We start from the raw sequence: 12696 nt of genomic DNA on the forward strand, positions 1-12696 counted from the left end.
GATAAGCGCGGCAAGAAGAAGTGACGTAACGGACACAGCGACGTGCGAGAGGGGCGGCCCGAGGCGGGCCGCCCCTCTCGCACGTCGCTCACAGCCCTCTGCGCGGTGCCGGCGGCAGCGCCGGGACGGGATGCATCCCTCCGGCCTGCCGTGCCACCTGCTGCCAGATGGTGGTGGCCGTGGCCGACTGGCCGTGCTGGGACGCCAGATGACCGGTGGCGTGCTGGGGGGTGCCATGGCGGGTGCCGTAGGTCCCCGTGCCGTACGTCCCGGTTCCGTACGAGCCCGTGTCGTGCGAGGAGAGGGCGAAGGCGACGAAGCCCAGCTCCTCCTCGCCGCTGCGGTCGCCCGGGCAGGCCCGGAAGGACCGGACGTACTCGGCGTACAGCTCGTCGTAGATCGGCGTGGTCGATGCGCCGGCCGAAGGGTCCTGGGCCGCTCGCCCGGAGGGGATCGGTTGATAGGACTGGCGGCGGGGGACGTCGTATGCGTGCACGTAGGTGCCAACGACCCCGCTGCCCAAGGGATGCGGTCGATTGGTCCGGTTCGTCAGGGTCTATCTCCCGAGAGAGCGGTGCGGCGCCTTCGGGCGCGGGGCGGTGTCGGGGCACGGGAAACGGCACGACCACCACGGCCCCCTATGCCCCGGTGGACGGGCCCGCGCCTCAGGTTCCCGCCAGGGGCAGGGCGGCGGCGACGAGCTTGCCGTTCGCGGCCGCCTTGTCGAGCGCGTCCCGCAGCAGGTCCTCCCGCGGCTGGCGGCCGATCGAGCCCACCGGCGCCGCGAACATCAGCACCTGCTGGTGCTTGTTGGCGGCCGCCCGCCAGCCCTCGGTGACCTGGAGCGGCTGATGCGCCTGCCACCAGGCGACCGGCTGCCCACCGACCCCGCCGGGCTGGAGCACCGCGTGCAACTGGCCCATGGCGAGCAGCACCGACCAGCCGTGCAGCACGGGCGGCACCGCGGCGATCTCGGTGAGCGGCATGAAGCCCTGCTCGACGAGCAGGGGCAGGAAGTCGTCGCCGACTCCCGTGCCGCCGGGGCGCATGATGGGCGCGGTCGGCTCCACCACGAGCGCCGGGTGCAGCTCCCCGGCGATCAGGACGAGTCCGCTGGTGACGCCCAGCACGGCCTGCTCGGGCGCGTTCCGGACGCCTCCCGTGTCGGCGGTGATGGAGCGGACGGCACCCTGCAGCTGCTCCTCCGTGACCTGGACGACCTGGGAGGGCAGGCAGGTGGCATGGGCGAAGGCGAGGACGGCGGTCTCCTCGCCGATGAACAGGACGGTGCTGGTGCGCTCCTGCTCGGAGTCGCCCGGCGTGCGGCAGGAGGTGCAGTCGTAACTGCCCGGTGCGTTCTCTCCGGCGAGCAGCCGGTCGGCTTCTTCGTCGCCGATCTCGGCGCGTACGGCGTCGCTGACGTCGAGCATGCGCGGCACGGGTGGCTCCCTCGGGATGCGGTGCGTGACGGTGCCGGGTGGCTCCCGGCCCATGAGTCCGGCGGTCCCCGGCTCATGAAGAAGACAACGGGTGATCTGTGGCCGGAGTCACGCCCGGGGGCGAACGGAATCGAACCATCCGACGCGCAGCGTGAAGGGCCGGGCGGAATGGGTTACTCAGTGTCAACTCCCGGGCTGGGCGGATCAGTTGATTGCGTGAGGTGAGTCACAGGCGGCGAGTTCGAGTGGTCGAAAAATCCTGAAATCAGCGAATGAAAGGGTTGGCCGGAAATCGTCGATACCCTCGGTAACGTCGAACTGGCCTGGAATGACAAGGAGTTGGTTGATACCGGGCGGCCACCCTCCTTAGATTCCTCCGCCGTGTGCAACGAGCACCGCCCGGGTACGTCCACCGGCCGCGCCGCACAGCCGGCGCGCAGCACCATCTCCGGCGGGCGGGGCGGTGCGCGACGACCGCGTTCCATGCGCGGGCCGACGCGCTCCGCCTTGGGGGATCCCGGGTATGTGGAGAGGGAATTACATGTCTGAATGTGCCGATAACACCCGTAAGACCCGTATGACCCGTACGACGGCGGTCCTCGCCGGAGCGGCCCTGCTCGCCCCGCTCGGACTGCTCGCCGCGACCGGCGACGCCGCCGCGGCCGACGGCGGCGTGTGGGACCGCATCGCCCAGTGCGAGAGCGGCGGGAACTGGCACATCAACACCGGCAACGGCTACTACGGAGGACTCCAGTTCTCCGCCGGCACCTGGCGGGCGTACGGCGGCACGGCCTACGCCCCGACCGCCGACCAGGCCTCCAGGCAGACACAGATCGCCGTTGCCACCAAGGTCCAGCACTCACAGGGCTGGGGCGCATGGCCGGTCTGCTCCGGGCGGGCCGGAGCGAGCGGGACCGCGCCCGCCGCCTCGGGCGCCACGACGGCCAGGCACTCGTCGCAGTCGTCCTCGTCGGCCTCGGCGTCCGCCACCACCAAGTCCGCGCCCTCGAAACGGCCTTCGAAGGCGCCGGAGCACTCGACGGGACACACCGGTCGCGGGGCGTCCCGCGGCGACTACACCGTCCGCAGCGGCGACACCCTCAGCGGCATCGCCGAGCGGCACGGAACCAGCTGGCAACGGCTCTACGCGCGCAACAGGGCGGTCATCGGCGCTGACCCCGACCTGATCGTGCCCGGGCAGCGGCTCGCCCTCTGACCGGTCCGGCTCCCGGGCCCCGGCGTCCCCGAGACGACGCCGGGGCCCGCGCCGTCCAGGCCACCGCCGGGCGCGGCCCGCGAACCCTGATGCGTTCGACGGCCGGAAGGTTCCCCGCAACGGCTACCGATGGGACAACCGTTGCGGCACAACATGGCCATGCGGCTCCCTCCTCCACCGCATCTCCGGGTCTAATCGAGCGGCAGGGGACGGACGACGAATCCAGGGACGCATGCACATCTCTTTCCTGATACACAACGCCTACGGGATCGGAGGCACCAACCGCACGACGTACAACCTCGCGAGCGCGCTGGCCGAGCACCACGACGTGGAGATCGTCTCGGTCTTCCGGCACCGCGAGGAGCCCGTCTTCGCTCCCGACCCGCGCGTCCGGCTGCGCCACCTCGTCGACCTGCGCCCGGACGGCCCCGACCACGGCCACCCCGAACTGGAGCGGCCCGCGCGGATCCTCCCGCGCGCAGAGGGCCGCTACCGGCAGTACAGCCTTCTGACCGACCGCCGCATCGGTGAGCACCTCGCGTCCACCGAGGCCGACGTGGTCGTCGCCACGCGGCCCGGCCTCAACGTGCACCTCGCCCGCCAGACCCGGCGCGGCCCGCTCCGCGTCGGCCAGGAACACCTCACCCTCGACAGCCACTCCAAGGCCCTGCGTGTGGTCCTGCGCGGCGCCTATCCGAGTCTGGACGTCCTCACCACGACCACCGAGGCCGACGCCGGTGCCTACCGCGCCCGGATGCGGCTGCCGGGCGTGCGGATCGAGGCCCTGCCCAACCCCGTGCCCGCCCCGCCCGTCGCCCCCGCCGACGGCACCGGAAAGTGGGTGGTGGCGGCCGGGCGGCTCGCGCCCGTCAAGCGCTACGACCTCCTCGTCACCGCCTTCGACCGGGTACGCGCCGAGCGGCCCGACTGGCGGCTGCGCATCTACGGCGGCGGCGAGCAGAAGGAGGAGCTGCGCGCCCTCGTCGACCGCCTCGGTCTGTACAACCACGTCTACCTCATGGGGCCCGCCCACCCCATCGAGCCCGAGTGGGCCAAGGGCTCCCTCGCCGCCGTCACCTCCCGCACGGAGTCGTTCGGCATGACCATCGTCGAGGCCATGCGCTGCGGACTGCCCGTCGTCTCCACCGACTGCCCGCACGGACCCCGCGAGATCATCCACGACGGCGTCGACGGACGCCTCGTCGCGCCCGGCAGCGCCGACGCCGTCGCCACCGGCCTGCTGGAACTGATCGACGACGATGCGCTGCGGCAGCGGATGGCCGCCGCGGCCCTGCACAACGCCGCGCGTTTCGACCCGTCCCGCATCGCCGAGCGCTATGAATCCCTGTTCACCGCCACCGCCCCGCACGGCAGCCGGCTGCGGGGCTCGCTGCACCGCACCCGGGCGGCCCTGATCGGCGGTGCCCAGGCCGTCCGCGACGCCGGTCGCGGCGCACTGCGAAGGGGGCGCCCCGCATGATGACCGAGGCCCCACGCGACCGGCACACGGGCTCCGCCGCGCCCCAGCGCGCCGACTGTGTCGCCGACGCCGCCGGCGGGCTGACCTTCGACCTTGCTCCCGGCACCGGGCAGGCGGGCCCCGCCCACCTGGTGCTGCGCCGCCGCGACGGCGAGGAGACCGCGCTGCCGCTGGCACCGGCCGAGGACGGCCGGCTGCGTGCTGCCCTGCCGAGCGGCGTCGACCTGCCCGAGGGCCGCTGGGACGCCTACGCCCGGTTCGCCGACGGCGAGCCGCGCCCCCTGGCACCCGGCATCCACGACCTGCGCTCCCTGGTGGACCGCGCGCCCGGCGGCACGGCGGCCCGGATCGCCGTCCGCATCCCCTACACGGCCAAGAACGGCACCCTCGCCGTCCGCAGCTGGCTGCGCGCCCCGCATGCCGAGGCGGGCGACCTGCGGGTCGACGAGGACGAGCTGCGGGTGACCGGCCGGGTGTACGGCACCGGGCTCGCGCCGGACGCCCACGCCGAGATCCGCGAGCGGGGCGGCGCGCGGTCCGTGCTGCGCGCCGATGTCACCGGGCGTGAGGCGGAGTTCGGCTTCACGGTGCCCTACGCGCCGCTCGGCCCCGGCCTCTGGGACCTGTGGCTGCACCCTGGCGGGGCTGGGGGGCCACAGGTGCGGATCGCGCGGCTGCTCGACGACATCGCGGACAAGAAGCCCGTCTTCCGCTATCCGAGGGCCGCCGTGCGGGCTGAGCACGGCCCGGTCGAGGCCTGGCCGTACTACACGGTCGACAACGACCTGTCGGTGACCGTGAGCGCAAGGGACTGAGCCCCCTCGCGGACAGTAGTTGTCCGCAAGGGCTGGCAGACTCGGGCCATGCTGGAGACTTCGGCACGACTGCTGCGCCTGCTGTCCCTGCTCCAGACCCACCGCGAGTGGTCCGGAGCGGACCTCGCCGAACGCCTCGGCGTCAGCTCCCGCACCGTGCGCCGCGACGTGGACCGGCTGCGCGGGCTGGGCTACCCCGTCGACGCCGGCCCAGGCACCGGCGGCGGCTACCGGCTCGGCGCGGGGGCCCAGCTGCCGCCGCTGCTCCTGGACGACGACGAGGCGGTGGCCGTGGCGGTGGGGCTGCGCACGGCCGCCGGGCAGGGTATCGAGGGCATCGGCGAGACCTCCGTGCGCGCGCTCGCCAAACTCGAACAGGTGCTGCCGGACCGGCTGCGCCGCCGGGTGGCCGCCCTCAACGCGTTCACCGTGCCGATGCTGCGGCCCCCCTGGCCCTCCGCCGTCGACCCGGCCGTCCTCACGGAACTCGCCCACCTGTGCCGGGACGCGGAGCGGCTGCGCTTCGAGTACCGCGATCACAGTGGCGCCCCCACCCGCCGTACGGCCGAACCGCACCGCCTCGTGTGCACCGAGCGGCGCTGGTATCTGGTCGCCTGGGACCTCGACCGGGAGGACTGGCGCACCTTCCGCGTCGACCGCATCACCCCGAAGCCGCCGCACGGCCCCCGCTTCACGCCGCGCACACCACCGGCGGACGACCTGGCCGCCTATGTCTCGCGGGGCGTCTCCACGCGCGCCTACGCCGCACAGGCCGTCGTACGGCTGCTGGTGCCGTTGCACGAGGCCGCCGAGCGGATCTCGCCGTCGGCGGGGGTCCTGGAGGCGGAGACCGGGACCAGCTGTCTGCTGCGCACGGGCGCCGCGAGCCTCGATGTGATGGTCGTTCACATCATGATGACCGGCTTCGCGTTCGAGGTGCTGGAGCCGCAGGGGCTCACGGACGCCATCAGGTCGGCTCGTGACCGGCTTGATGCCGCTTTGGCTCGGGCTGCGGGACCTGAGAGGCGTACCGGGGATGGTGCAGATCGAACGCCGGGGACTCGGAGCGGATCCGGGGCAGCGTGACGAAGTTGTGCCTCGGTGGCGGACAGGAGGTCGCCCACTCCAGGGAGCGGCCGAAGCCCCAGGGGTCGTCGACCTCGACCCTGGTGCCGTACCGGGCGGTCCGCCAGACGTTGTAGAGGAACGGCAGCGTCGACATCCCGAGCAGGAACGCCCCGATCGTGGAGACCGTGTTGAGCGCGGTGAACCCGTCGGCGGCCAGATAGTCCGCATACCGGCGCGGCATGCCCTCGGCGCCCAGCCAGTGCTGCACCAGGAAGGTGATGTGGAAGCCGAGGAACAGCGTCCAGAAGTGGATCTTGCCCAGCCGTTCGTCGAGCATCTTCCCGGTGAACTTGGGCCACCAGAAGTAGAAGCCGCCGAAGGTCGCGAAGACGACGGTGCCGAAGACGACGTAGTGGAAGTGGGCGACCACGAAGTAGGAGTCGGTGACATGGAAGTCCAGCGGCGGAGAGGCCAGGATCACCCCGGTCAGCCCGCCGAACAGGAACGACACCAGGAAGCCGGTCGCCCACAGCATCGGCGTCTCGAAGGACAGCGAGCCCCGCAGCATCGTGCCGCTCCAGTTGAAGAATTTCACGCCCGTGGGCACCGCGATCAGGAACGACAGGAAGGAGAAGAACGGCAGCAGCACGGCGCCCGTCGCGAACATGTGGTGCGCCCACACGACCACCGACAGACCCGTGATCGCCATCGTCGCGCCGACCAGCGTCAGATAGCCGAAGATCGGCTTGCGGCTGAACACCGGGATGATCTCCGTGATGATCCCGAAGAACGGCAGGGCGATGATGTAGACCTCGGGGTGGCCGAAGAACCAGAACAGATGCTGCCACAGCAGCGCCCCGCCGTTCGCCGCCTCGAACACCTGGGCCCCGAACCGCCGGTCCGCCTCCAGCACCAGCAGCGCCGCGGCCAGCACGGGGAACGCCATCAGGATGAGGATCGACGTGAACAGGGTGTTCCAGGTGAAGATCGGCATCCGGAACATCGTCATGCCCGGCGCGCGCATCCCGACGATCGTCGTCAGGAAGTTCACCGCGCCGAGGATCGTCCCGAAGCCCGCGAGCGCCAGACCCAGGATCCACATGTCGGCGCCGATGCCCGGAGTGTGGTTCAGGCTGTTCAGCGGCGCGTAGGCGAACCAGCCGAAGTCGGCGGCGCCGTCCGGCGTCAGCAGGGAGCCCAGCACGATCAGCCCGCCGAACAGGAACAGCCAGTAGGACAGCATGTTCAGCCGGGGGAACGCCACATCGGGGGAGCCGATCTGAAGCGGCATGATCTCATTCGCGAAGCCCGCGAAGGTGGGGGTGGCGAACAGCAGCAGCATGATCGTGCCGTGCATCGTGAACAGCTGGTTGTACTGGCTGGCGCTCATGATCTGGAGACCCGGCCGGGCCAGCTCGGCGCGCATCAGCAGCGCCATGACCCCGCCGGCCAGGAAGAACCCGAAAGACGTGACCAGATAGAGGTGGCCGATCCTCTTGTGGTCGGTGGTGGTCAGCCAGTCGACGACCCGTCGCCCCGGCCGCCTCGCCCGCAGGGCAGCCCCGGCCGCCTGTGCTGTGTCCGTCCCCATCGCCTGCCCCCTCGCTCGTCGCGTACCGGGCCTGCCACGGCCCGCGGCTCGGTACGCGCGCGGACTCACGCCGTGATGCGCGTCCCCATGCACGCTCCGACAGGGGGCGTGCATGGGGATTCTGTGCCGAAGCCGTGCATTTCCTATGCGGTGTCAGGTGGTGCGCGCGCTCCCCGACTCGGAATGGAAAGAGCCGGGAGCGAACTGCGGGCCACGCTTTCCGCGGGGTTATTGCGAACCCCTTCCGAGCGTCCTCCGACCGGCTCCGAATTGCGTTCGAAGAGCGGCGTGGCACATACGGAATCCCTCGCACGTGTGACGCTGCCGGGGCGAAACGGGTGTCGTGATTCTGTGACAGAAGCGTGACCGGAGAGGTACGAGTGGCACGTGGGGCGGCCAACCGGGCTTCCGCGGCGGGAGCCCGCGGCCTAACGTGGCGGCATGGCACCCATTCCCTCACCGGACGCCGAACCCGAGGACTCCCCTCAGGCGTACGTCGGCCTGGAGGCGCACCGGGCGGAGCGGCTCGCCCGCGAGCGCGGCTGGGACCCGGTCCGCTCCCTGCCGCCGGGCACGATCATCACCATGGAGTACCGCGTGGGACGGCTGAACTTCGAGGTCGTCGACGGCAGGGTCAGACGCTGCTGGAAGGGCTGACGACGACCGAAGGCCCCGGCTCGGGGGTGCGAGCCGGGGCCTTCGTCGTGCGGGGAGGCTGTGCGTACCGGTCCCCGCGGGGTGCGCTCAGCCGCCTGCCAGCGGCCGGGCCTGGGCGGTGCCGCGCGGCAGCCGCTCCGCGTGCGGCGGACGGCGGCTGCCCGCCGAGGTGACCGGGGTGCGCTCCGCACGGGTGGTGTGCGGCCCGGGGGCCAGATAGACCGGCGGCCGGGCCGCGCGGGCGGCCACCGGCTCCCTGACCGGCGCCTCTTCGTCCACCTTCGTACGCGGGGTGACGACCCGCGAGGGCGCGGCCACGGGGGCCGGTGCGGGCACCGGGAGGGCACGACCGCTGCGCCGACGGTGCCGCAGGTCGAGGATGGCCGTCTCGGCGCGGGCGATCAGCGGCTCGCACCAGGGCAGGGCCAGCAGGATCAACAACCCCGCGGCCCAGCCGAGGAGTACATCGCTCAGCCAGTGCGTCCCCAGGTAGACCGTGGTCAGGCCGACGCCGAGGGAGGTCACCGCGGAGAGCGCGGACAGCCAGCGCCGGGCCCGCGGCGTCGAGGCCAGATAGGCCAGGATGCCCCAGGTCACCACCGCGTTCGCGGTGTGGCCGGAGGGGAATATATCGCCGCCGCGCCACATCTCGTTCGATCCGATGACGGTCGCGTAGTGCGGCCCGAGGCGGCCCATTCCGTACTTCGCGGAGCCCACCGTGATGTTCAGCAGCAGCAGCGCGGCGCCCAGCGTGAGCAGCGGTCGCAGGGTGTGCTGCCGCCACGAGCGCCACCCCAGCCAGGCCGCCACCATCACGGCGGTGGGGCCGCGCTGGCCCAGTACCACGTAGTAGTCGAGAAACGCGTGGATCTGCGGCCACTGCTGGTACGGCCGGAAGAACATGACCTGCCAGTCGAGCCGGACCAGCCAGGAGGAGACGACGATGGCCCACACGATCGCCGCGTAGAAGGCCAGGGTTGCCGAGAAGAGAACCACTCGGTGCCGGCTCATCCGGGGCACGTCAATGTGGGCCGGTCGTTCAGGCTCACGGTCCAACCGGGCGAAGACCCGGTCCAGACGGCTCAGCTTTCGTTCGGTACGCACTCAATCGACGTTACAGCGAGTGAGCTGCGGGCCCGGCCGAATCACCGGGTTTGTGATGACGATGTGATGTGGGATTCCTCTCAACAGGGGGTCTATTTATAAGGATTCTGTTATCAGCCCGCCGCTGCTCCTTCAATTCCATTGAAGGGCAAGGAGCTTGGTTATATGGCTCTTATCTATTCGTTCATCGAATGCTGGGTTGGAATTATCCGGCCGCTCACCGCGTCCCGGCGGGGTGGATCACGGCGGACCGGAGCCGTTCAGCCAGAACGCCCCGTACACGGCCGACGCCACGGCGACACCGCCTAGCACCGCCGCGGACCTGGACGGACGCACCCGGGCCAGCGCCCGGGCGAGGGGCAGCAGCAGGGGGAAAGCGGGCAGCAGCAAGCGCGGTTTGGAGCCGAAGTAGCTCGACGCGCACAGGGCGAGCGCCGTGACGACACCCGTGTACACCAGCAACGGCAGCGGCTGGCCCTGCCGGACGCACACCACGAACAGCCAGACGACCAAGGCCACGCCGATGATCAGTCCCACGCCGGCCAGGGCCGAGGGGAAGGAGGCGAACTTGCCCGCGACGAAACGGGCGAAGGCGTAGCCGCCGTCGAATCCGTTGTGCCAGCCCGCCTGGACGTCGAGATAGCCGAAAGGGCCCCGGCCCGTGCGACGGCCGACCCACAGTACGTAACCGGCGGCGCCGAGCGGGGCGATCAGCATGCCGAGCGCACGGCGCACCCACGGGATGCCGCCCGCAGGAGGAGTGCGCCGGTCGTGCAGGAAGGAGGTGACCGCCGCCGCCCACACGGCCGCCACGACGGCCGCGCCCACCGGCCGGGTCAGACCCGCCAGGGAGGCGAGCACACCCGCCGTCACCCAGCGGCCGGTGAGGACCGCGTACAGGGACCCGGCGGCGAGCGCCGTGAAGAGGGACTCGCTGTACGCCATCGACTGCACGATCCCGACCGGCAGCACCGCCCACAGCAGGACCAGGCAGACGCCCGTCCGGCGGCCGTACACATGATCCGCGACGGCGAAGATCCCCCAGGCCGCGGCGAGCGAGGCGAGCGTGGCGACGGCGAGCCCCGCGTCGGCGTACGACAGCGGGGTCACCGCGGCGCCGAGCCGTTCCAGCCACGGCAGCAGCGGGAAGAACGCCAGGCTCGAGTGGACATCGCCGTTCGGGAGGCGGACCTCGTAGCCGTAGCCGAGCGCGGCGACCCGGGTGTACCAGAGCGAGTCCCAGCGGGCGGCCAGCAGGGCGTGCGGGCTCGTGCCGCGTGCCGCGCACCACAGGGCGAGCGTGACGAGGACCAGGGCGCGGACGGCCACGTACCCCACGAGGGCGGGGGCGGCCCGGCGCACGGCGCCGGCGGGGGACGGCGTCGTGCGCCGGACAAGGTCGTTCACGCGCCCGATTATCGACGGCGCGGGGAACCGGAACGGCTCGTGTCACGTGGGGCGCCGTGAGGGAGGTGGCGCACGCCACACCCTCTCCGAAGGGAACGTGAGAGGTCCACCACGCGACGTCTCCGGGAACTCGCGTACGCTAGCGGCTCACTCGCTTCGTTGCGTCCCCCGGGATACCGCTCCTCCCGGCACCGGTCGCGGGGGCGTCCCCAACCCCGTGGATCCGCCGGAGCGAGGGACCATCTGGGAGGTGCCTACATGTCCGGGACGACCACGGCCGCCGCTGCGCCGCGCCGTCGGGCGGCCGGGGCGGGTACGAGCCGCTGGGTCGTCCTCGTCGTCCTCTGTGTGAGCCTGCTGCTCGTCGCCGTCGACGCCACCGTGCTGCACGTCGCGATGCCCGCCGTCACCGAGGACCTCAGGCCCGGTGCGATGGAACTGCTCTGGATCGTCGACACCTACCCGCTCGTCTGCGCCTCGCTGCTGATCCTCTTCGGCACGCTGGGCGACCGCGTCGGCCGCAGGCGCGTCCTGCTGTTCGGTTACGGCCTGTTCGGCATCGCCTCCGGTGTGGCGGCTTTCGCCCAGGACGCTCAGGTGCTGATCGCGGCCCGGGCGCTGCTCGGCGTGGGCGGCGCGATGATCATGCCGGCCACCCTGTCGATCCTGCGCCAGGTCTTCCCAGACCGGCGGGAACGGGCGCTGGCGATCGGCATCTGGAGCGCGGTGGCCGCGGTGGGCGCGGCGATCGGGCCGCTGCTGGGCGGATTCCTCCTCGAGCACTTCTGGTGGGGCTCGGTCTTCCTGATCAACATCCCGCTGATGCTGGTCAGTCTGCCGGTCGGGCGGCTGCTGCTGCCGGAGTCGAAGGGCGACCACGACGGTCCCTGGGACGTGCTCGGTGCGCTCATGGCGGCGGGCGGCCTCTTCGGGCTGGTGCTCGCAGTGAAGCGGCTCGGCGCCGGACAGTCGCCGCTGGGCCTGTACACCCTGCTGCCGCTGCTGGCGGGCGCGGGCCTGCTGGTCGCCTTCGTACGGCGGCAGCGGCGCCGCACACACCCGCTGGTGGACCTGCGGATGTTCGCCCGCCCGGCCTTCGGCACCTCGGTGGGATGCATCGTGCTGGCGATGCTGGCGCTGGTCGGCCTCGAACTGATCGCGGCGCAGTATCTGCAACTGGTGCTGCGACTGTCGCCGCTCCAGACGGGACTGCGGCTGCTGCCGCTGACGTTCGCGGCGATGGCGGCCGGCCTGGTCGGCTCGCACATGCTGCAACGCTTCGGCCCCCGCCTGATGGTGTCGTCCGGCTTCTGCCTGACGGCCGTCGCCGTGCTCACCCTCACGATGATGGGCGGTCACGACAACCCCGGACTGCTCCTGACCGGTTTCGTCCTGCTCGGCTTCGGGCTGGAGACGACCCTGTTCGGCGCGTACGAGTCGATGCTGAGCGAGGCGCCGCAGGAGCAGTCCGGCGGGGCCGCGGCGATCGGCGAGACGTCGTACCAGCTGGGCGCCGGCATCGGGATCGCCCTGCTGGGCAGCGTGATGAACGCCGCGTACACGCCCGGCCTGTCGTCGGTGCCCGGGGTGCCGGCGTCGGCGTCCAGGGCCGCCGGCCATTCGCTGGGCGAGGCGTACCAGGTAGCGGACCGCCTCGGCGGAGCACGGGGCGCGGCGCTGCGCCTTGCGGCGCGCGACTCCTTCGTCCACGGCCTGCATGTGACGCTCCTGGTCAGTGCCGGCCTGCTGGTGCTGGGCGCGGTGATGGCGGTACGGCTGCCGCGGGTCATGCACTGCGAGCCGCCCTCCACATCGGGCGAAGCCCTGGTACCGGCACCGCGCAGGACCGAGGACTCCCGCGTCTCGGCGTGACCGGGGCGTGCGCAAGGTGTGGCGCGGGGTGGTACCCCGGTACTGGA

The 12696-nt window shown here is 71.8% G+C and carries 11 protein-coding genes; 6 read left to right on the forward strand and 5 right to left on the reverse strand.

What is annotated here, in order from left to right:
• Positions 1-88: 88 nt before the first annotated feature.
• Together ABZ876_RS29035 and ABZ876_RS29040 are read right to left on the reverse strand one after the other, a co-directional pair.
• Positions 89-496 carry a hypothetical protein gene (locus ABZ876_RS29035; protein WP_361787449.1) on the reverse strand — a complete coding sequence of 136 codons (408 nt, stop codon included), beginning with the start codon at positions 494-496 and terminating at the stop codon, positions 89-91.
• 169 nt (positions 497-665) lie between these two features.
• Positions 666-1439 carry a hypothetical protein gene (locus ABZ876_RS29040; RefSeq protein WP_361787451.1) on the reverse strand — a complete coding sequence of 258 codons (774 nt, stop codon included), beginning with the start codon at positions 1437-1439 and terminating at the stop codon, positions 666-668.
• 541 nt (positions 1440-1980) lie between these two features.
• On the opposite strand from ABZ876_RS29040, the gene ABZ876_RS29045 reads away from it, so the two are divergent.
• The 4 genes from ABZ876_RS29045 (at position 1981) to ABZ876_RS29060 (ending at position 6036) form a co-directional block, all read left to right on the forward strand.
• On the forward strand, positions 1981-2655 hold the full coding sequence (locus tag ABZ876_RS29045) for a transglycosylase family protein (protein WP_361787453.1): 675 nt from the start codon (positions 1981-1983) through the stop codon (positions 2653-2655).
• A gap of 232 nt (positions 2656-2887) precedes the next feature.
• Complete coding sequence (locus ABZ876_RS29050; RefSeq protein ID WP_361787455.1) at positions 2888-4135, forward strand: glycosyltransferase family 4 protein; 1248 nt, start codon at positions 2888-2890, stop codon at positions 4133-4135.
• Positions 4132-4950, forward strand: coding sequence for a hypothetical protein (locus ABZ876_RS29055; RefSeq protein WP_361787457.1), 819 nt, complete (start codon positions 4132-4134; stop codon positions 4948-4950). The genes ABZ876_RS29050 and ABZ876_RS29055 overlap by 4 nt, the downstream gene beginning before the upstream one ends.
• 48 nt (positions 4951-4998) lie before the next feature.
• Positions 4999-6036: a YafY family protein gene (locus ABZ876_RS29060; protein ID WP_361787459.1), complete on the forward strand. Its 1038-nt coding sequence runs from the start codon at positions 4999-5001 to the stop codon at positions 6034-6036.
• Here the strand turns inward: ABZ876_RS29060 and ctaD are convergent.
• Positions 5918-7609 (reverse strand): cytochrome c oxidase subunit I, encoded by a 1692-nt coding sequence (ctaD, locus tag ABZ876_RS29065; RefSeq protein ID WP_361787461.1) that lies wholly within the window; start codon positions 7607-7609, stop codon positions 5918-5920. The genes ABZ876_RS29060 and ctaD overlap by 119 nt on opposite strands.
• A 441-nt stretch (positions 7610-8050) precedes the next feature.
• Between ctaD and ABZ876_RS29070 the strand changes: the two genes are divergently transcribed.
• Positions 8051-8266, forward strand: coding sequence for an I78 family peptidase inhibitor (locus tag ABZ876_RS29070; protein ID WP_361787463.1), 216 nt, complete (start codon positions 8051-8053; stop codon positions 8264-8266).
• A gap of 87 nt (positions 8267-8353) precedes the next feature.
• Here the strand turns inward: ABZ876_RS29070 and ABZ876_RS29075 are convergent, their stop codons facing one another.
• Together ABZ876_RS29075 and ABZ876_RS29080 are read right to left on the reverse strand one after the other, a co-directional pair.
• Positions 8354-9370: a phosphatase PAP2 family protein gene (locus ABZ876_RS29075; protein WP_361787465.1), complete on the reverse strand. Its 1017-nt coding sequence runs from the start codon at positions 9368-9370 to the stop codon at positions 8354-8356.
• 240 nt (positions 9371-9610) lie between these two features.
• The gene (locus ABZ876_RS29080; RefSeq protein WP_361787467.1) at positions 9611-10777 is read right to left on the reverse strand and encodes a hypothetical protein; all 1167 of its coding nucleotides are present in this window, start codon (positions 10775-10777) and stop codon (positions 9611-9613) included.
• Positions 10778-11035: 258 nt separating this feature from the next.
• Between ABZ876_RS29080 and ABZ876_RS29085 the strand changes: the two genes are divergently transcribed.
• Positions 11036-12649, forward strand: a complete 1614-nt coding sequence (locus ABZ876_RS29085; RefSeq protein WP_361787469.1) for an MFS transporter — start codon at positions 11036-11038, stop codon at positions 12647-12649.
• Positions 12650-12696 lie beyond the last annotated feature (47 nt).

The sequence above is a fragment of the Streptomyces sp. NPDC046931 genome (genome assembly GCF_040644655.1).
Classification (GTDB): Bacteria; Actinomycetota; Actinomycetes; order Streptomycetales; family Streptomycetaceae; genus Streptomyces.

Bases quoted from the DNA above. Each gene is read 5' to 3' on its own strand.
- ABZ876_RS29045 (WP_361787453.1), top strand. From the start codon at position 1,981: ATGTCTGAATGTGCCGATAACACCCGTAAGACCCGTATGACCCGTACG.
- ABZ876_RS29050 (WP_361787455.1), top strand. From the start codon at position 2,888: ATGCACATCTCTTTCCTGATACACAACGCCTACGGGATCGGAGGCACC.
- ABZ876_RS29055 (WP_361787457.1), top strand. From the start codon at position 4,132: ATGATGACCGAGGCCCCACGCGACCGGCACACGGGCTCCGCCGCGCCC.
- ABZ876_RS29060 (WP_361787459.1), top strand. From the start codon at position 4,999: ATGCTGGAGACTTCGGCACGACTGCTGCGCCTGCTGTCCCTGCTCCAG.
- ctaD (WP_361787461.1), bottom strand. From the start codon at position 7,609: ATGGGGACGGACACAGCACAGGCGGCCGGGGCTGCCCTGCGGGCGAGG.
- ABZ876_RS29070 (WP_361787463.1), top strand. From the start codon at position 8,051: ATGGCACCCATTCCCTCACCGGACGCCGAACCCGAGGACTCCCCTCAG.
- ABZ876_RS29085 (WP_361787469.1), top strand. From the start codon at position 11,036: ATGTCCGGGACGACCACGGCCGCCGCTGCGCCGCGCCGTCGGGCGGCC.